16 protein-coding genes are annotated in these 19,246 nt (G+C 71.3%); 6 read left to right on the top strand and 10 right to left on the bottom strand.

Features of this window, described 5'->3' with window-relative positions; all coding sequences use genetic code 11:
* The first annotated feature begins 202 nt into the window (after positions 1-202).
* Positions 203-1,147 carry a fatty acid desaturase family protein gene (locus WME90_RS22750; RefSeq protein ID WP_437283279.1) on the top strand — a complete coding sequence of 315 codons (945 nt, stop codon included), beginning with the start codon at positions 203-205 and terminating at the stop codon, positions 1,145-1,147.
* A 238-nt stretch (positions 1,148-1,385) separates the two neighbouring features.
* On the opposite strand, the gene WME90_RS22745 is transcribed toward WME90_RS22750, so the two are convergent.
* On the bottom strand, positions 1,386-1,706 hold the full coding sequence (locus tag WME90_RS22745; protein WP_437283278.1) for a KGG domain-containing protein: 321 nt from the start codon (positions 1,704-1,706) through the stop codon (positions 1,386-1,388).
* Positions 1,707-2,294: 588 nt separating this feature from the next.
* On the bottom strand, positions 2,295-3,380 hold the full coding sequence (gene serC / locus WME90_RS22740; RefSeq protein ID WP_437283277.1) for a 3-phosphoserine/phosphohydroxythreonine transaminase: 1,086 nt from the start codon (positions 3,378-3,380) through the stop codon (positions 2,295-2,297).
* Between the two features lie 192 nt (positions 3,381-3,572).
* Here serC and WME90_RS22735 point away from each other — a divergent pair, with 192 nt between their 5' ends.
* Together WME90_RS22735 and WME90_RS22730 are read left to right on the top strand one after the other, a co-directional pair.
* Positions 3,573-4,544, top strand: coding sequence for a ferritin-like domain-containing protein (locus tag WME90_RS22735; RefSeq protein ID WP_437283276.1), 972 nt, complete (start codon positions 3,573-3,575; stop codon positions 4,542-4,544).
* 14 nt (positions 4,545-4,558) lie between these two features.
* Positions 4,559-5,725: a 1-aminocyclopropane-1-carboxylate deaminase/D-cysteine desulfhydrase gene (locus WME90_RS22730; protein ID WP_437283275.1), complete on the top strand. Its 1,167-nt coding sequence runs from the start codon at positions 4,559-4,561 to the stop codon at positions 5,723-5,725.
* 70 nt (positions 5,726-5,795) lie between these two features.
* Here WME90_RS22730 and WME90_RS22725 read toward each other — a convergent pair whose 3' ends face one another.
* Complete coding sequence (locus tag WME90_RS22725; protein WP_437283274.1) at positions 5,796-6,428, bottom strand: hypothetical protein; 633 nt, start codon at positions 6,426-6,428, stop codon at positions 5,796-5,798.
* A gap of 160 nt (positions 6,429-6,588) precedes the next feature.
* Here WME90_RS22725 and WME90_RS22720 point away from each other — a divergent pair, with 160 nt between their 5' ends.
* Entirely contained in the window at positions 6,589-7,800 is a 1,212-nt protein-coding gene (locus WME90_RS22720; protein WP_437283273.1) for a hypothetical protein, read from the top strand.
* A 67-nt stretch (positions 7,801-7,867) separates the two neighbouring features.
* On the opposite strand, the gene WME90_RS22715 is transcribed toward WME90_RS22720, so the two are convergent.
* A complete protein-coding gene (locus tag WME90_RS22715) occupies positions 7,868-8,920 on the bottom strand; it encodes a rhomboid family intramembrane serine protease (RefSeq protein WP_437283272.1) in 1,053 nt (350 codons plus the stop codon).
* Between the two features lie 193 nt (positions 8,921-9,113).
* Here WME90_RS22715 and apaG point away from each other — a divergent pair, with 193 nt between their 5' ends.
* Positions 9,114-9,497 (top strand): Co2+/Mg2+ efflux protein ApaG, encoded by a 384-nt coding sequence (gene apaG, locus WME90_RS22710; RefSeq protein WP_044965505.1) that lies wholly within the window; start codon positions 9,114-9,116, stop codon positions 9,495-9,497.
* Positions 9,498-9,818: 321 nt separating this feature from the next.
* On the opposite strand, the gene clpA is transcribed toward apaG, so the two are convergent.
* The 6 genes from clpA to WME90_RS22680 all read right to left on the bottom strand — a co-directional run bounded on the left by clpA (position 9,819) and on the right by WME90_RS22680 (position 17,662).
* A complete protein-coding gene (gene clpA, locus WME90_RS22705) occupies positions 9,819-12,140 on the bottom strand; it encodes an ATP-dependent Clp protease ATP-binding subunit ClpA (protein WP_437283271.1) in 2,322 nt (773 codons plus the stop codon).
* Positions 12,137-12,460, bottom strand: a complete 324-nt coding sequence (gene clpS, locus WME90_RS22700; RefSeq protein WP_437283270.1) for an ATP-dependent Clp protease adapter ClpS — start codon at positions 12,458-12,460, stop codon at positions 12,137-12,139. The genes clpA and clpS overlap by 4 nt, the downstream gene beginning before the upstream one ends.
* A gap of 266 nt (positions 12,461-12,726) precedes the next feature.
* The gene (locus WME90_RS22695) at positions 12,727-15,303 is read right to left on the bottom strand and encodes a glycogen/starch/alpha-glucan phosphorylase (RefSeq protein ID WP_437283269.1); all 2,577 of its coding nucleotides are present in this window, start codon (positions 15,301-15,303) and stop codon (positions 12,727-12,729) included.
* 277 nt (positions 15,304-15,580) lie between these two features.
* Complete coding sequence (locus tag WME90_RS22690; RefSeq protein ID WP_437283268.1) at positions 15,581-16,357, bottom strand: hypothetical protein; 777 nt, start codon at positions 16,355-16,357, stop codon at positions 15,581-15,583.
* Between the two features lie 90 nt (positions 16,358-16,447).
* Positions 16,448-16,750, bottom strand: a complete 303-nt coding sequence (locus WME90_RS22685) for a hypothetical protein (RefSeq protein ID WP_437283267.1) — start codon at positions 16,748-16,750, stop codon at positions 16,448-16,450.
* 204 nt (positions 16,751-16,954) lie between these two features.
* On the bottom strand, positions 16,955-17,662 hold the full coding sequence (locus WME90_RS22680) for a DUF899 domain-containing protein (protein ID WP_437283266.1): 708 nt from the start codon (positions 17,660-17,662) through the stop codon (positions 16,955-16,957).
* A 251-nt stretch (positions 17,663-17,913) separates the two neighbouring features.
* On the opposite strand from WME90_RS22680, the gene WME90_RS22675 reads away from it, so the two are divergent.
* Entirely contained in the window at positions 17,914-19,227 is a 1,314-nt protein-coding gene (locus WME90_RS22675) for a helix-turn-helix domain-containing protein (protein WP_437283265.1), read from the top strand.
* Positions 19,228-19,246 lie beyond the last annotated feature (19 nt).

Genomic DNA, 19,246 nt, shown 5'->3' with positions numbered 1-19,246 from the left:
AGGACATCAGCGTGAAACACGGATGTCGGGCACGGGTGATGCGAAGCGCCCGTCGGAATGCAACTTCGGGCTTTCAGCTGTGACGAAATGCGGTAGGAAGAGCGCCGAGAAGATAGGCCGCCGCGCCCGTCCGGGCTGGCCAGCGCTGCTCTGCGCTGCCGGTCGGTCCGGCGCGCGGTCTTCGCAGCCGCGAAGTACAGCCATGCTCCGGTACCGGGCCGATATCAAGACGCTCCTCTTCGTCGCGACGTATTTCGTTCTCGTGGCGGTCCAATGGGTCTGCGCGCCGCGCGCGCTCTGGCTCGCGATTCCGCTCCTCGCCACGACATGCGTGTTCTCGTTCCTGGGTGCGGTCGCGACCCACAACGCGGTCCATTGCCCCGTGTTCCGGCGGCGATGGATGAACCGCGCGTTCCAGGTCGTGCTCACGCTCACCTACGGGCACCCCGTCAGCGCCTACGTGCCGGGCCACAACCTCAGCCATCACAAGTACACGCAGTCCCGGCGCGACGTGATGCGGACGACGAAGGTGCGCTATCGGTGGAACCTGCTGAACGGGCTCTTTTTCATGAGCCGCGTGGTCCGGGACATCCTGCCCGCCGACATGCGCTATTTCAAGGCGATGTACCGGCGGAACCCGCCGTGGTTCCGGCAGATGCTCGTCGAGTCGGCGGTGTTCCTCGGCGCGATGGGGGCCCTGCTCCTGCTCGACTGGCAGAAGTTCGTCCTCTACGTCCTGATCCCGCACCAGTACGCCGCGTGGGGGATCGTGACCATGAACTACCTCCAGCACGACGGCTGCGACGAGAGCAGCGAGTACAACCACTCGCGCAACTTCGTCGGCCGGCTGGTCAACTGGTGGACGTACAACAACGGCTTCCACTCCATTCATCACATGGAGCCCGGCCTCCACTGGAGCCTCTTGCCGGCCGCGCACGCGAGGCGCGTGGCGCCCTTCATCCACCCGGGCCTGGACCAGCCGTCGCTCCTCGCCTACCTGTTCCGCAGCTTCGTCTGGCCCGGCAAGCGCCTGCGCTACGACGGCGCCCCGGTCGTGCTCCCGCAGGAGGAGCCCGACGAGGAATGGATCCCCGGCCCGAAGGAGACGCCCAGCGACGTCTCGCTGGGCGCGATCGCGCCCGGCTGAGCCGCCGTCTCCTTGCCCTGCGCTGAAGGCTCGACGCTCCCCCTCCCGGGGCGGCGCGCGGCGCTCCGGCCGACCCGCGAGGGGGGCCACGTCAGCGCGGCGCGCGCGGTCCTGCGGTGCCTGGATACCTCCCGAGAGACGCCTCGCGTCGACGAGCGGGAGGCCCGGCTCGTCGACGGCGCTGGAGTGCAGAGGGCTGGCCCGGCGCCGGGGGCGCCGGGCCTCGTGCCTCCCCTGGTCAGCGCGGCTGGTTCTCCCGCGGCTGGTCTCCCCGGGACTCGCCGCCCCGGCGCCCGATCTCGGCCATGTGCTGGCGATCGCCGCTCACGGCCTCGCCGCCCTTGCGGCCGATCTCGGCCATGTGGGCCCGATCCTGGCTCACGCGCTCGCCGCCACGCTTTCCGATCTCGGCCATGTGCTTCCGGTTCTGGCTGACGACCTCGCCCCCCTTCTTGCCGGCGGCGCGCGCCTCGTCGCGCGTGAACTCGTGCGCCGTGCCCTTCTCGTGGGCTGCCTTCCCGCCCTTGCTGGCGATCTTGCGCTGACGCTCCTCGTCCATGGCGGCGAAGCCACGCTGCTGCCGCTCATTGGCAGCCCGCTGCGTCGCTGACGAAGGCGGGGGCTCGCTCGGCGAGGCCCCTCTCTCCTCCTGGCCCTCCTCACTCCTAGAAATCATCCCACGATCATCGATGCTCGCCATCATCCTCTCCTTACGGTTGGCTCGCTTGATTCAGGTCTCCGAACGGGGCCTGCGAGCCGGTAAAGGACGGCGTTCCCCCCGTCCCCTCCCGGGCCGGTCGAGACCGGCGATGACCGCCCCCTCCCGGTACTGGTCGGGGATCAGCGTTCGCCGTCCCCTCCCGGTACTGGTCGGGGAGCGGCGTTCGCCGTCCCCTTCCGGTGCTGGTCGGGGAGCGGCGTTCGCCGTCCCCTCCCGGTGCTGGTCGGGGAGCGACGTTCACCGCCTCCCTCCCAGCTGCGGAAAGGCCGACAGACCCTTTCCGCGAAGGCCTGTTGTGCCGGGCGGAACAACGTCAAGCGGGCTGAAGGTTGGGACGCGACGAATTAGGGGGAGGGTTCGCCGAGCGTGTCTTTGGAAACAGGGGCGAACCTGGAAATACCGAGAACGTCGTGCTCCCGCAGCGAGTCAAGCCCTCTTGGCGAAATCCCGCATGAACGCCGTGAGGCGCTCCACCGATGCAACGGGTACTGCGTTGTAGATCGAAACCCGGATACCCCCGGTCGACCTGTGTCCGGCGAGCCCCACCATACCCTCCTTTGCGGCCTCGGCGACGAAGCGTTTTTCCATCTCCTCGCTGGCCAGCCGGAACACCACGTTCATGAACGAGCGGCTCTCCTTCTCGACAGGCGCCCGGAAGACGTCCGAGTGCGCGTCGATGGTTTCGTACAACAGCTCACCCTTCTTTCGATTCCGTCGCTCGACCTCCTCGAGCCCACCGATCTCAAGCGTATACGCGAGCACGTTGCGCATGAGGTAGATTGCGAATGTCGGAGGTGTGTTGTAGAGCGAGTTGTTGGCAGCGTAAGTGGCATAACGGAAAATGACAGGAATGTCCTTTCGCGCGCTGTCAACGAGATCCTTGCGGGCGAGCACGACCGTAATTCCGCTCGGTCCGATGTTCTTCTGGGCACCGGCGTAAACCAGGGCAAACCTGGAGATATCCATCTTGCGCCACAGGATGTCGGACGACATATCCGCGACGAGCGGCACGTCTCCCGTGTCGGGCAGCCAGTGCCACTGCGTTCCGAACAGCGTGTTGTTCGTCGTCATGTGGACGTAGGCGGCGTTCGGGTCGAGCGAGAGCTCTCCCTGGTGGGGGATGCGGGTGTACCGCTTGTCGACGGCGGTGCTCCCGGCCACACGGACCGTCCCGACGCGCTTCGCCTCCTCCAGGGCCTTCTCGGACCACCCGCCGGTCAGGATGTAGTCAGCGCTCCTGCCGGGCGGCAGGAGGTTCATCGGCACGAGCGCGAACTGCATGGCCGCGCCGCCCTGCATGAACAGCACGTGGTAGTCGTCCGAGAGGCCGAGCAGCTGCCGGAGCAGCGAGATCGCCTCGTTGTGCACCGCCTCGAACGCCTTGCCGCGGTGGCTGTGCTCCATGATCGACATGCCCGTCCCCTCGAAATCGAGGAGCTCGCGCTGCGCGCGCTCGAGGGCGGGGAGGGGGAGCCCGGCAGGGCCGGCGTTGAAGTTGTGGACACGCGCCATGGTGCTTCTCCTGAGGTTCAAGTCGGCGGTTCCTGATGCCGCCGTAGCGGCCGTATACCACGGGGGGCGCCCCCTAGACGGACGGGCCGAGCAGGAGCGCCGCCGCGGTGAATCGCGCCGCGGCGGGCCCTTCGTCTCGGGCCTGCCTGCGGCCGCGATCTGGGCTAAATTCACCGCTCCGGAGGGTGAGCGATGCTGGTGACCCGCGAAGAGATGGCGTTCGATTTCCAGGGCGCCAAGCTCGATCCCGTCAAGGATAAGGACGTGATCGTCTGGGCCGTCCAGCAGTTCCTCTACGGAGAGATCACCGGCGTCCAGATAGGTCACTGGCTCTACAACGCCCCCGACCTCGAGTCCGCCCGCTTCCTCGCGCGCCAGGCCGTCGAGGAGTTCCAGCACGTCGGCAACTTCCTCCGCATCCTCGAGATCCTGGGCGCGCCGCCGGACAAGGCCGCGTGGAGCGTGCGCTTCCTCGCGACCGGGCTGATGGGCGGGGACTGGGCCGAGCACGTCGCCCTCGAGATGGCCCTCGGCGAGGGGCTCGTCCTCCAGGCCTTCTACGCGATGATCGACACCGTGGATGAGCCGGAGATCGTCGCCATCCTGAAGCGCGGCGTGCGGCAGGAAGAGCGGCACGTCGACTTCGGCGAGCAGCAGACGCGGAAGGCCATCGCGGGCAGGCCCGCGCTCCGGCGGCGGCTGCTCGGCCTCGCGCTGGTGTCGCTCTGGGGCGTGTCGCGGCTGGAGGCGTTCATGAAGAAGCGCCTGCCGATGGACCACCCGGCGCTGCGGCGCCTGCCCGATCTCGTGCGCCACACGGTGCGGATCGCGGAGCTCCGGCTCATGCGGATCGGCCTGACCGAGGCGCCGATCTCGTCGATGTCGGCCGGCCGCAAGCTCGCGCTGGTGGCGGAGGCGTACGCGGGCAAGCTCGCGCTCGGCCTCGTGGCGTGGGTGCTCTCGGTGCTGCTCTTCCCGCTCCGGCTGCTCGGCCTCGCCGGGCCGAAGCGGCTGACGGACACGTACCTCAGCGATCCCCTGGTCGCGCGCGGCGGCCGTCTGGGCGCTGGCACGGGGAGCGGCACGGAAGACGACCCGGGCGACGCCGGTGAGCAGGCGGGCCCGGGCGGCGCGGCGGGGCACGGCGCGGCGGCGCGCGCCTGAGCGCGAGGTGGAGCGTGCCTGACGGCGACGACGAGGAGCGAGCCGACCGCGCCGGGGCGGTCGGCTCGGCGGGATCGTCCGGCGCGCGCCCTGCCGCCTCGCCCACGTTGCCCGCCTCGCGGGAGCTGCCGCTCTTCGCCGAGCTGCCCGAGCTCGCCGGGCAAGTCCCGTGGCGCCCCCTCGCGCACGCGCCGACGCCGGTCGTGCCGTGCGGCGCGATCGAGGGGTACCTCGGGCGCGGCGGCGTCTGGATCAAGCGCGACGATCTGAGCTCGCCGCTCTACGGCGGCAACAAGGTGCGTCGCTTCGAGTTCCTGCTCGCGGACGCGGAGCGGCGCGGGGCGAGGACGCTCGTCACGGTCGGCGGGCTGGCGTCGACCCAGGTCACCGCCACCGCCCTCTTCGGCCGGGCGCTCGGCTTCGCCGTCACCGCGGTCCTGTTCGATCAGCCGATCAGCCGGTTCGGCCGCAGCGCGCTCCTCGCCGACGCGGCCAGCGGCGCCGAGCTCGTCCACGGCGGCGGGTACGCGACCACCGCGTTCCGGGCGATCCGGGCGCTGCGCCGGGCCGACCGGCCCTATTTCATCCTGCCCGGCGCGTCATCGGCGCTCCCGTGCCTCGGCTACGTCGACGCGATGCTCGAGCTCGCGGAGCAAGTCCGGCGCGGCGAGGCGCCGCGGCCCGATCGCATCATCGTCCCCTCGGGGACGGGCGGCACGCTGGCGGGGCTCGCCCTGGGCGCCGCGGTGCTCGGCTGGCCCACCACCATCGTCGGCGTTCGCATCACCGATCGCATCGCGTCGAACCGCACCATCGTCCGGTACGAGATCGGCAGCATGAAGCGCCTGCTCGCCCGGCGCGCGCCGCGCTTTGCCCGGCGGCGTCTCCCGCCCGTCCGCTTCGAGATCGATCACCGCGCGGTCGGCCCCGGGTACGGCATGCCGACCCCCGCGTCGCTCGCCGCGATCCCCGAGGTGGAGCGGCTGATCGGCGTGCCGGGGGAGGTCACGTACAGCGCCAAGGCGCTCGCCGCGCTGCGCGGTATCGGGCAGGAGCACCCGCGGGAAACGATCCTCCTCTGGCAGACGCTCTCCAGCGCGCGTCCGGCGCTCGCGGAGGGCGGTGCAGCGGCGCTCCCGCCCGGGTTCGCGAGATTCTTCGAGGGCGACGTCGCGTTCTGAAAGGGCGTGGCGCCTCGACCGCGCGCCGTCCTGAGCGCGCGGCGCGTGGTCGACGCGCCGCGCGGCGGGATCACTTCAGGCGCAGGCTGTTCACGAGCTTGTCGAAGTCGGGGCGCGCCGCGGTGACCGTCTTCTCGGGGCCGGTCATCTTGAAGAACCAGAGCCCGCCGGAGGGCGTCTCGGCGATCGCGCCGAGCAGGGCGTAGTTCGGCTTCGGATCCGACGCGGGCATGCCGGGCATCCCGGAGCCGGCGAACGTCCCCTTCACCTCGACGACCGTGACCTTGAGATCGCCGGCCTTGAGATCCGTGCGCTTGGGGGAGTCGTCGCTCTTCTGGGAGAACTGGCCGGCCCAGCGCGTGATGTTCGCGTCCACGCTGCCGCCCGCCTGGCTCACGCTGAGCTCGGCGTCTTCCGCATCGCCGGCGGCGCGCTTGATCTTGTAGGTGGCCTTGCGCATCGAGTTGGGGTTCGGCGCGCTCTCGAAGCTCGCGGGCGCGTCCCATGCAAGGTCACCCCCGGCCGCCTGCTGGCCGCCGGCCGGCGCCGGCTTCGGGGCGGGCGTCGCCTCGGCGGGCGCCGCGGGCTTGCTGGTCGCCGGCGGCTCGGGCGCCGACGTGGCCGTCGGCTCGGGCGTCTTCGAGCACGCCGCGGCGAGCGCGGCGATGAGCGGCAAAACCATGGCGGAGCTGAGCTTGATCATCGTGGGAGGCCTCGGCAGGGTTCGCGGCGACTGTAGTCGCCGCGACCGCGGCCTCAAGCCGGATCGGACCGCGGGGTCGCTTCTGGCGCGCTCTTGTCGGAGGCGCCCGGCGGGTCGTTCAGGCGCGCGTGTTGCCGTGATACCACCAAAATACAAATTCATGGACCCCACCTTCCGGCGCGCGTTCAACGCTGCCTTCGGGCCGTCGACCTACGAGGACTACATCGGCCGCCTCGAGCGGCGGCTCGGGTGCACGATCCCGTTCCGCGTCGCCGAGACGCCGCTGTTCCTGCCCGAGAGGCTGCGTGACGACCTCGCGCGCTCCGCGACCGAGATCGTGCGGCAGATCTCGAGCCCTGCGCTCATCGAGCAGATGAAGCGCGCCATCCCTGCGCACCTCGACGTCCCGGGCATGGATCCGCTCCCCAACTGCGTGCAGGTCGACTTCGCGATCGTGCGCGGCCCGGACGGCGAGCTCACGGGCAAGGTGGTCGAGCTGCAAGCGTTTCCGTCGCTCTACGCGCTCATGCTCGTGCAGGTCGAGGTCATGGCCGAGGTGCTCGCCGGGATGCCGGGGCTCGATCGGCGCTGGACGTGCTGCTTCGGCGGGCGGAGCTCCGCCGACGTCCTCGCGCACCTGCGCCGCGCGATCCTCGCAGGAGAGCCCGAGGAGTCGGTGGTCCTGCTCGACCTCGCGCCGGAGAAGCAGAAGACGTACCCCGACTTCGTCGCGACGAAGCTGCTCGTCGGCGTCGACGCTGTCTGCCCGACGGCGCTCGTCCGGGAGGGGACCCGGCTGTTCCGCCGGGTGGACGGGCGGCTCGTCCCCGTCCGCCGGCTGTACAACCGCGTCGTGTTCGACGAGCTCGAGTCGAAGCGGGTCGAGCTCCCGTTCCGGTACGGCGAGCCGCTCGACGTCACGTGGTGCTCGCACCCGAACTGGTACTGGACCTGGTCGAAGTACACGCTGCCCTACATCGAACACCCTGCGGTCCCGCGGACGCGGACGCTGAGCGCGCTCGAGGGCACGCCCCCCGATCTCGAGCGCTACGTGCTCAAGCCGCTGTTCTCCTTCGCGGGCTCCGGGGTGAAGGTCGACGTCACGCCCGAGCACATCGCCGCGATCCCGGAGGGCGAGCGATCGGGCTGGCTGCTCCAGGAGAAGGTCGCGTACGAGCCTGCGCTCGCGATGCCCGACGGCAACGGGGTGAAGGCCGAGGTCCGGATGATGTTTCTGCGCGCGCCGGACGAGCCCGAGCTCTCGCTCGTGCTCAACCTGGTGCGGCTCTCGCGCGGGAGGATGCTCGGGGTCGATCAGAACCGGGATCTGACCTGGGTCGGCGGCTCCGTCGGGATCTGGCCGGCCGACTGAGGTCGCGCGCACGGGCGACGAGCGCGCGCAGCCCCGCGTGAGGGCGAGCGCCGCCGCGATCGCGCGCTCAGGTGATGAGCGCGAGCTGCCACGCGCCGACGACGAGCGCCGCCGCGATCGCGCCCAGCGCGACCTGGACGACGGGGCGCCGTGGCGCGGGCCGGTTGCGCAGCGGGAGACCGGCGACGAGCCCGATCGCGGCGCCGCTGAGCAGCCCGAAGGCGTGCGCGCCGAGGTCGGAGCGTGGGCTTGCGCCGAGGGCGCCGAGGAGGGCGAGGCCTCCCACGAGCGGCGCGACGAGGTGGAGGAGGGGGCGCTTCGCGCCGCTGTCCTTGTCGTGTGCGCGGTCGAGCACGAGCTGCGTGGCGGCGAGCAGCCCGATCGCGCCGAACACCGCGGTGGAGGCGCCGATCGAGGCGTGCTGCTGGCCCATGCTGTGGTGCCAGAGCGCGTTCGCGAAGTTGCCGATCGCGCCCGAGGCGACCACGGCGAGCGCGGCGCCGCCCGGGCCGAGGCGGCGCTGCACGGCCGACGCGAAGACCGTCCCGGAGATGACGTTGCCGATCACGTGGGCAGAGTCGGCGTGCAGCGTGAGCGCGGTGATGGCGCGCCACGGCTCGGGTCCCACGACGAGGTTGGCGACGGAGGCGCCGCGCTGGAACCAGCGTCCGCCGCCGCTCGCGGGGCCGGTGACGAGGAAGAAGAAGAGGGCGAGCGCGGCGAACGCGGCGCCCGCGATCGCGGACGGAGGGTGGCGCAGGCGCTCGCGCGGGCGGACCGGGGGCCAGTTGCGGTTCTCCGCTTCGTACCGATCGATCGAGCTCGCGGCGAGGGCGTAATCCTCGTCGCGCACGAGGATCACCCAGCCTGCCGTCGTGTACCGCACGGCGTGCCAAAGCTCGCTCGACTGGAGGACGAGGGCCCACTCGCGGACCTTGCGCTCTGGCATGACGGGGCCGATGGCCGTGAGCCCGGGGCCGTGATTTTCCGCCTCTCCGGACGACGCATCGCCGTTCTGGATCATCGCCGCCCTCTCGCCGCGCGCCGGCGGCAGGATCGCGATCGGGACGAACGGCGCGCCAACTGCATCTCGAACACAGACACGGTTCTGTTCGCCCACGGCGGGTCCTCCACGGTTCGTCGACCCAAGGTTCATCGAAACCTGCGGATGAGCCCGGAAGCTGTCAACGCCGGGACTCCGGAAGCCTGGCCGTCTCGTCGTCACGCCTGCGCGGCTCTCTGCCGTCGGCTCTGTGCGCGCGCTGCGCGGCCGGGCCCTTGTGCGCGCGCCGCAGCGGTGGCAGTGCGTGGTTGTGTCGACGGCCATCACGCAGGGCATCCGGGTCACCGTCTCGACGGTCTACGTCCCCACGCAGTCATCCCCGACGGAGCACCGCTACGTCTTTGCTTACACCGTCCGGATCGCGAACGAAGGCACCGAGCCCGCCCAGCTGAGGACGCGGCACTGGATCATCACGCACGGCAGCGGGAAGGTGGAGGAGGTGCGCGGCCCTGGCGTCGTCGGCCAGCAGCCCTCGCTCAAGCCTGGCGAGCACTTCGAGTACACGAGCGGCTGTGTGCTCGAGACCCCGCGCGGCACGATGCGCGGCACCTACCAGATGCACCGCCCTGACGGCCGCGTCTTCGACGCCGAGATCGCGTCGTTCACCCTGGCGATGCCGCACTCGCTGAACTGACGCATCCACCCGCGTCACCGCTCCCCCCGGGAAGAGCCAGGGGCGTCCGTGTGTGCCGACTGCGGGGCCCCACAAACCCCAGCGCTGGCACCACCGCCTTCCATCCTGCAACGAGCCAGCGGGGAGGGGGTGCCCGTGCGCGCGGGCGGCGGGGTAGGGCCCCACGAACCCGAGCGCCGGCCCGCATCGCAGCGTTCCCTCCCGGCCCGCCACTCCCGTACTTACGGCACTAGCCTTCTACAAGGCGCGAGTTCGTGGGAGGGGCCCCCGCCGCCCGCGCGCACGGGCACCCCCTCCCCGCTGGCTCCGTCGCTCCCGGGTTTACCCGACGGCCTCCGGCTCCACCGCCGCCCCGTTCGCCTTCGCCTTCTCCTTCTCCGCGCCGCCTCCGCCAGCCGCCGAGAACTTGAAGGTGAACTCGTCCCCTTCGAAGTCGACGGTCACGTTGCCCCCGTTCTCGAGGGCCCCGAAGAGCAGCTCGTCCCCGAGCCGGCGCTTGATGTCGTTCTCGATGACGCGCCCGAGCGGCCGCGCCCCGTTCGCCGGATCGTACCCTCGCGTCGCGAGCTCGGCCCGCGCCCGCTCTGTCACCTCGACCGTCACCGACCGATCCGCCAGCATCGCCGCCAGCTCGCCGATGAACTTGTCCACGATGCTGCCCATCACCGACGGATCCAGCGGCCGGAACATGATGCGCGCGTCCAGCCGGTTCCTGAACTCCGGGCTGAACGTGTTCTTGTAGGCCTTGTCGTCGTCGCCCGCCGTCCCTCGCTCGCCGAAGCCGACGCGCGCCTGCGCGAGCTCCCGCGCGCCCACGTTGCTCGTCATGATCAGCACCATGTGGCGGAAGTCGCTCTTCTTGCCGTTGTTGTCGGTCAGCGTGCCGTGGTCCATCACCTGGAGCAGGACCTGGAACACGTCCGGGTGCGCCTTCTCGATCTCGTCGAGCAGCAGCACCGCGTGCGGCGTCTTCGCCGCCGCCTCCGTGAGCAGGCCGCCGCGGTCGAAGCCGACGTAGCCGGGCGGCGCGCCGATGAGCCGGGAGACGGTGTGGCGCTCCTGGTACTCGCTCATGTCGAACCGCAGGAACACGATGCCGAGCGCCTTGGCGAGCTGCTTGGCGAGCTCGGTCTTGCCGACGCCGGTCGGACCCGAGAACAGGAACGAGCCGATCGGCTTCTCCGGCGCGCGCAGCCCCGCGCGCGACAGCTTGATCGCCGACGCGAGCTGCTTCACCGCCTCGTCCTGGCCGAAGATCACCGAGCGCAGCGACTGCTCGAGATCCTTGAGCTGCGCCTTGTCCGACGTCGACACCTGGCGCGGCGGGATCTGCGCCATCTTGGCGACGACGAGCTCGATGTCCGCCGCCTCGACCGTGTACCCGTCGCCGTGGCGGAGGCGCGCCGCCGCGCCCGCCTCGTCGAGCAGATCGATCGCCTTGTCGGGCAGCCGGCGATCCTGCAGGTACCGCGCCGACAGCTTGGCCGCGGCGTCGATCGCCTCGGCCGTGTACGTGATCTTGTGGAACTCCTCGTAGCGCTTCTGCAGGCCCTTCAGGATCTGCGCCGTCTCGTCGACCGAGGGCTCCGACACCTCGATGCGCTGGAAGCGCCGCGCGAGCGCGCTGTCGCGCTCGAGGTGGCCGCGGTACTCCTGGAACGTCGTCGCGCCGATGCAGCGCAGCCGGCCCGAGGCCAGCGCGGGCTTGAGCAGGTTCGACGCGTCCATCGTCCCGCCGCTCGCGGCGCCGGCGCCGATGATCGTGTGGATCTCGTCGATGAAGAGGACCGAGCCCGGCTGCTTCTCGAGCGCGCGCAGCACCGCCTTGAGGCGGTTCTCGAAATCGCCGCGGTACTTCGTGCCGGCGAGGAGCGCGCCCATGTCGAGCGCGTAGACGACCGCGTCCTTCAGCGGCGCGGGCACGTCCTTCTTCTCGATCCGCTGCGCGAGCCCCTCCACGATCGCCGTCTTGCCGACCCCGGCGTCGCCGATGAGCAGGGGGTTGTTCTTGCGCCGCCGCGCGAGCACCTGGATCGTGCGGGCGACCTCGTTCTCGCGGCCGACCAGCGGGTCGATGCGCCCCTCGGCCGCCTCCTTGTTGAGGTTCGTCGTGAACGCCGCGAGCGGATCCTTGATCGGCTGCGCGGCGCCGGGCTCGCCGCCCTCGTCCGACGGCTCCTCGCGGAGGCCGTCGTCCTGGCCCGTCTTCGAGATGCCGTGCGAGATGTAGTTCACGACGTCGAAGCGGCTGATGCCCTGCTCGCCGAGGAGCGTCACCGCCGGGCAGTCGCGCTCGGCGAACATCGCCACCAGCACGTTCGCCCCCTTGAGCTCCTTCTTGCCCGAGGACTGGACGTGCATCGCGGCGCGGCCGACCACGCGCTGGAACCCGAGCGAGAGCGTCGGGCTCGTGTCCGCGTCGTCCGGCAGCACCTCGATCTCCTCGTCGAGGAAGCGCTCGAGCTTCTTCTTGAGCAGCGGGGTGTCGCCCCCCGCGTGCCGGAGGACCTCGGCCGTCTCCTCGTCGAAGAGCAGCGCGTAGAGCAGGTGCTCGATGGTCACGAACTCGTGCCGGCGGCGCGAGGCCTCCCGGGTGGCGAGCGAAAAGGCGATCTCAACTTCGGGGCTGATGCGCATGGTCATTCCGGCTCGGCGGTCAACCGAAGGGGCATCCCGTGCTCCTTGGCGAAGTCCTGTACTTGGGCGACCTTGGTCTCGGCGACATCCTTCGTGTACACGCCGGCGACCCCGTGGCCGCGGTGGTGCACGCTCAGCATGATGTGCGTGGCCTCCGTCTCGGTGCGGTGGAAGAACTTCATGAGGACGAGCACGACGAACTCCATCGTCGTGTAGTCGTCGTTGTGGAACACGACCTTGAAACGGCGAGGCTTCTCGACTTTCCGTTCCCGCTCCGTCGCGAGGTCGCCCTGCCTGTCTTCTCTTTCCTCAGGATCGTTCGGCATAAATCCGTCGGGAAGGATAGCAAGAGCCCCGCCTCGGCGAGCGGCCGACGAAGAGGGCTCCCGCCCTGGAAGCATGCTCCGCCGCCGCGGGTTCCGCCACGCGCAGGCCTGGATTTTCCGTCCGCTGTAGCGCCCGGCTCATGGGGCCGGGCCGAGCGGGGCTGCCGGGTTGGTTCGAAGGCGCCGGACTGGGCCGTTCGGCGGGAGCGCCGCCGTCTGCCGCGGGCGCGCCCGAGCGGCCCGCGGCGGACGGCGCGCCGGTGCGGTCACACGAGCGACACGGCCGCGCCGAGGTCGATCTCGACGGGCGTGAGGCCCCAGATGTCGCGCGCGTACTCGCGCACCGTGCGGTCCGAGGAGAACTCGCCCACGCGGGCGATGTTGAGCGCGGACTTACGCAGCCAGCTCTGCCGGTCGGCGTAGGCCGCCTCGACGTCGCGCTGACAGGCGGAGTAGGCCTTGAAGTCGGCGAGCATCATGTATTCGTCCCGGCCGAGCAGCCGGTCGAGCAGGGGCTGGAAGAGCTCCCGGTACTCCGGGGAGAAGAAGCCCGACGAGATGAGCTCGATCACCTCGCGCAGCTCCGGGTCGGCCGCGACCGCGTCGCGCCCCTCGAAGTGCTCGTGGCGGCGGGCGATCACCTCGTCGGCGGTCAGGCCGAACAGGAAGAAGTTCTCCGGGCCCACCGCGTCGCGGATCTCGATGTTCGCGCCGTCGAGCGTGCCGACGGTGAGCGCGCCGTTCAGCGCGAGCTTCATGTTGCCGGTGCCCGACGCCTCCATGCCCGCGGTCGAGATCTGCTCCGAGACGTCGGCGGCGGGGATGATGCGCTCGGCCAGCGACACGCGGTAGTTCGGCATGAACGCGACCCGGAGCCCGCTGTGACGCCGGTCGCCGTTCACGACGTAGGCGACGGCGTGGATGAACTTGATGATGAGCTTCGCCTGCCGGTAGCCGGGCGCCGCCTTGGCGCCGAAGATGAAGGTCCGCGGCGTGATCGGCTCGCCGCGCTTCTGGCGCAGGTAGAGCGCGACGATGTGGAGCGCGTTGAGCAGCTGGCGCTTGTACTCGTGGAGGCGCTTGATCTGCACGTCGAAGATCGAGGCCGGATCGACGTTGATGTCGAGCTCCTGCCCGATGAACTTCGCGAGCGCCACCTTGTTCGTGCGCTTCACCGCGGCGATCCGCTCGATGAACTCCGGGTCCTCGAGGTGGCGCTCGAGCTCGCGCAGCCGCTCGAACTCCGTCACCCACTTCGGGCCGACCTTCTCGGTGACGAGCGCGGCGAGCGCGGGGTTGCAGGCGAGCAGCCACCGCCGGAACGTGACGCCGTTCGTCTTGTTGTTGAACCGCTCGGGCCAGAGATCGTAGAAATCGCGGAGCAGGTCGCGCTTGACGAGCTCGGAGTGGAGCTTGGCCACGCCGTTCACCGAGTGGGAGCCGACGACCGCGAGGTGGGCCATGCGCACGTGGCGCTCGTGGCCCTCCTCGATGAGGGACATCCTTGCCACGCGGTCCTGGTCCTGCGGGTGGGCGTCCATGACCTCGCGCAGGAACCGCCGGTTGATCTCGTAGATGATCTCGAGGTGCCGCGGCAGGAGCCGCTCGAAGAGCGCGACCGGCCAGCGCTCGAGCGCCTCGGGCAGCAGCGTGTGGTTCGTGTACCCGAAGGCCCCGACCGTCTGCTTCCACGCGTCCTCCCAGGTGAGCAGGTGGTCGTCGATGAGCACGCGCATCAGCTCGGCGATCGCGATGGCCGGGTGCGTGTCGTTCAGCTGGATCGCGTTCTTCTCGGCGAAGCGCGAGAAGTCCGGGTGGACGCGGTTGTACCGGTTCACGATGTCGGCGATGGAGCAGGCGACGAAGAAGTACTCCTGCCGGAGGCGCAGCTCCTTGCCCTTGTCGAAGTTGTCGTTCGGGTAGAGGACCTTGGAGATGACCTCCGACTGGTTCTTCTCGTGGACGGCGTGAACGTAGTCGCCGGCGTTGAAGAGCTCGAAGTCGAACTCCTCGCCCGCGCGCGCCGACCAGAGGCGGAGGGTGTTCACGGTGTTCGACTGGTAGCCCGCGATGGGCGTGTCGAACGGGACGCCGATGACCTGCTCGGAGTGGCGCCAGACCACGCGGAAGCCGCCGCGCTTGTCGGGGACGCGCTCGGTGTAGCCGCCGAACGAGACCGGGACGGCGTGCTCGGGGCGCTCGATCTCCCAGGGGTTGCCGAAGCGGAGCCACTCGTCGGCGCGCTCGACCTGGTAGCCGTCGCGGATGACCTGCTCGAAGATGCCGAACTCGTACCGGATGCCGTACCCGTAGGTGGGGAGGCCGATTGTGGCCATGGAGTCGAGGAAGCAGGCGGCGAGCCGCCCGAGGCCGCCGTTGCCGAGCCCGGCGTCGGGCTCTTGCTCGACGAGCTCATCGAGGTCGAGGCCGAGCTCGCCGAGCACGGTCTTGAAGCTGTCGTAGATGTCGAGCGCCTGCAGGTTGGCGACGAGCGCCCGGCCGAGGAGGAACTCTGCGGAGAGGTAGTAGCCCCGCTTGACGTCCTTCTCGTAGTAGGTGTGCTGCGTCTTCGTCCACCGGTCGACGAGGCGGTCGCGCGCCGAGAGGGCGAGGGCGACGTACCGGTCGAACGGCGTGGCGGACATGGACTCCCGAGCGCGCGAGTAGTGCAGGTGATCGGCGAAGGCGCGGCGCAGCGCGACCGGGTGCATGCCGGTGCGGGCGTCCGGGGCCGGGTTGCCGCGGAAAAATGCGGCGGGGGTGTCGCGCTGCTGGGCGGTGTTGTCTCGCTGGGCGGGGGTTTCTCTCTGGCGGTTGGGGTCGGCGTCGATCGAGTTGGCCATGGCCGGCCACTTTAGACGGATCCGGCCCGCCCTGGTTGGCTGCGCGACGTGCTCGGATGAGGTTCCGTGTAGGAGGGGGTTGCTGATGGTTCCTGCCCGCCGATGTGGTAGGAGCGGCATGCGGCCCAGCGACCTGGTGCGTGCGGCGAGCGCCTTCGGCCGTGGCGGGAGAGCGGCGTGATGGTCGACGGCGGGCGGGCTGGGCGAGGCGGCGTGAGGGGTGGGCCGGTGCTCGCCGGGGCGCTGGGGCTGCTGCTCTGCGTGGCCGGGGCCGGGCTCAATCGCCCTTCTGCCGGGCGGCGAGGGCGTCCAGGCGGCACGTGACCGAAAGGGACAGGCCCACCTCCTCCAGCGAGATCGCGCGCTGCTCGATCGCGCCCGGCGGAGCGCAGTCGAGGAGCAGCAGCGGCGCCGGGGCGGCCTGCGCCGCCTCGGCGAACGAGCGCGCGCGGCGCAGCCAGCGGTCCGCGAGCGCTGCGCGGTGCGCCTCCGGGTCCTTCACCTCGGCGCGGGGCGCCTCGAAGGTGGCGCCGCGCCGGCCGTCCTTCGCGGCGCCCGCAGAGGCGCTCACCTCCCGCGCCACCGCCGTGATCGCCGCGATGAGCTTGCTCCGTGCCCAGAAGTCGAGCTCGGGGGCGAGCCGCACTTCAATCACGCCGTCGACGACCGCCGATGTCTCCTTGACCTCCTCGTCGGACTTGCCGACCACGGCGGGGGCGAACGCCGCGCCGCTCATCCTCAGGGCGGAGGCCCCCGACGTCGCCTCACCGAACCGGCGCGCGAGATCGTCCACCGAGGTCCGGGCCGCGGCGAGGGCGCGCTGCGGATCGGCGTCCGTCTCCCTGAGCGCGAAGCCCAGGACGATCACGTCCGGGCGGACCACGAGATCGGCGTGCACCGCGGCGCGGCCAGGCACGGCAGGACCGGAAGGCGCGCTGAACGAGGAGGAGCTCGCGCTCGACAAAGAAGGCGACAGCGACGGGCTGGGCACGGCGTCGTAGGACGCGCCGGCGCAGCCGGCGAGCAGCGGGAAGGTCAAGAGCAAGGCGCGCACGCGGCGGGATGTTACCACCCGCCCACGGCGGGCGTGGCCGGCGCGGTGGAGCGGGGTCTCCTGGGCCGCGCCAGGCGCGCTCGCGTCGCGTCAGCGCTGGCAGCCGCTGAGCAGCGGCGCCCCGAGAAGATCGAGCTGCTCCACCGCGCGCTGCGGCCGGCGCGCGCCCACACCGGGGGCGGCGCTCCGGGAGGTCGCCCGCCGGACCAGCTCCTCGCGGAGCGCCACGAGCTCGCGCGCCGGCAGGGTGCTCGTGTCCGTCACGAGCCGCGCGCCGTCACGGTAGCCGGTCCACACCGTGTAGCCGTCCCGTGTGACCGCGATCCCGAACTTGGGGCCATAATCCGTGATCTCGTAGCAGCGCCCCAGGGCCAGAAAGCTCCACTTCTTCATCGCGACCGTCTCGCCAGTGTCCGTCGAGGCGGCCGGAGTGGCCAACAAACCGGGCGCCGGGCCCCGCGCACCAGCGGCCAGGCGCCGCGATCTGCGCGGAATCCGCGCGCAACCTGCGTACCCCGCGCGTCACCGGAGCCCGTGACCCGGAGCGGCGCGCCCCCGCGGGGCTCCCTCCCGCGCCGCTCCGCTCCGCGAGGCGCCTCACGTCGTGGGGTATCTGTCGTGATGGCGGACCCACGACATCGTGTGAGGGAGCGCGGCCTCGTCCCGGCCCAGGGGCGTGAGATCCAGGTAGTTGTAGGTGCCGATCAGGACATCGAGCCCGCGCGCGTAGGTCGAATAGGTGTGGAAGACCTCGTCGCCTTCTCGGGCGAAGACGCTCAGCCCCGGAGCCTCGGGGAAGGGGGAGCTCGCCTTCTTGAAGTTGTACTCCATGTCTCCACGAGCGCGCTCCTCCTCACGGAACGAGACGTGATAATCATAGTTGAAGTCCGTCGCGTCCGAGGAGACCCACGGGAACGTCCAGCCCATGCGCGCCTTGAACGCCTCGATCTTGGCGAGCGGCGCGCGCGAGACAGCGCAGTACGCCGTGTCGCGGGCGGCGAGGTGGACGTAGCCACCCTGGATGTTGTCGGCCACGTACGAGCAGCTCTTGCAGCCCTCGTCCCAGCTCGGATGCAGCATGAAATGGTAGACGATGAGCTGCCGGCGCTCGCCGAAGAGCTCGCGCAACGTCAGCTTGCCCGAAGGGGCGTCGAACACATACGCCTTCTCGACCTTCACCCACGGCAGCTCGCGTCGCGCCGCGCTCAGCGCGTCGCGCCGGCGGTCGTGCTCTTTCTCTCTCTCCAGCAGCGCGAGGCGCGCCGCCAGCCACTCTTCCCTCGAAACGACCTTGGCGCGGCTCATCGGCGCTCTCCCTTCGGCGCGGGGGCGCCGGCGACGCCCCTGCTCTGGCTCCGGCTCCGGAGCTTCTTGACGGCGATCGCGGTCGCTGCGCCGGCGGAGGCCGCCTTGGCGAGGACCAATCCGATGGACGCTAGGCACGCAGGGCACATGGAAATCTCCTCCTCCTGTCGGGGGTGCGCGCGGCGCCTCGCCGCGCGCGCCGCTGACGAGGGGAAATGACCACGGCGCCTCTGGCCGCGACAGCAACATCGATGTCGCGATCCGTTGGCGCGCGCCGCCGCGCGTGCGACGCTGCCGCGATGGATGCGACGGCCGAGGTCCCCGCTGAGCTCGGCGCGCTGGCGGCCCGCTCGCTCGCGGCGGGGGACGCGCTCGACGCGCTGAAGGTGGTCGGCCCCTTCGGGGGCCCCCACGCGCTCGCGCTCCGCGGGATCGCGCTCGCGCAGATGGGCGCCTATCCGGAGGCGAAGGCCGCGCTCGGCCGCGCCGCGCGGGCGTTCGCGGCGGCGGGCGCGGAGCGCGCCCGCGCGCGCGCGACCGCGGCCCTCGCGGAGGTCGCGCTCGCGCAGCGGGAGCTCGGCGACGCGCGGCGTGGGCTCGTCGAGGCCGGCGACGCCCTCGAGCGCGCCGGCGATCTCACGAACGCGGCGTGGGCTCGCCTGGGCGCGTCGCGGGCCGCGCTCCTCGAAGGCCGCGTCGCCGAGGCCGAGCAGGCGCTCGCGGCCGCCGAGGCCACCGTCACGAGCGACGCGCCGGTGTTCACAAGGGCCACGCTGGCGCTCGTGCGCGCCGAGGTCCACGCGCGGCTCGTGCGCGCGTCCTCGGCGCGGCGCGCCGCGGAGCAGGCAGCGGCGTGGGCGCGGGCGAGCGGGCACCCGCAGCTCATCGCCGAGACCGAGCGCTTCCTCCGCGCGCACGACGAGCCCGTGGCGCGCGTCGTTTATGGCGGCCGCGACGAGCTCGCGCGCCTCGCCGACATCGAGGCCCTGGTCGCCGCGTCCGCGGGGCGGGTCGTCGTGGACGCGCTCCGCCGCCGCGTCCTCCACGGCGGCGAGGTGCGCGCCGACCTGGCGCGCCGCCCGGTCCTGTTCGCCCTGCTCGAGGCGCTCGCGCGCGCCCACCCGGCCGCGATCGCGAGCGCCGACCTCGCGCGCGCGGCGTTCGGCGTGCGCGCGATCAACGAGTCCCACCGGCGGCGGCTGCGCGTCGAGGTGGGGCGCCTGCGCGCCGCGATCGGCGGCGTCGGGGTCGTGCAGGCGCTCGGGAACGCGTACCGCTGGGAGCTCGGCGCGGGCGTGGAGGTGGTGCTGCTCGCGCCGATCGAGCCGGGCGACGCCGGCGCCATCCGCGCGCTCCTGTCGGACGGCGCCGCGTGGAGCGCCGCGGCCATCGGCGCCGCGCTCGGCAAGAGCGCGCGCACGGTGCAGCGCGCGCTCGCCGAGCTCTCGCTGGCGCGCGCGGTCGAGGTCACCGGCAGCGGCCCCTCGCGGCGCTACGCCAGGCCCCGCGCGGCGCTGTCGATCGCGTCACAGATGTTGCTCCTCGGGCTCGCGCTCCCTGGTTGAGTGCGCGGCGCGAGGGAGG

Source organism: Sorangium sp. So ce375, assembly GCF_051473855.1.
Lineage (GTDB): Bacteria > Myxococcota_A > Polyangia > Polyangiales > Polyangiaceae > Sorangium.
Note: the sequence above shows the minus strand (reverse complement) of the source record. Positions and strands in the feature narration are given on the sequence as shown.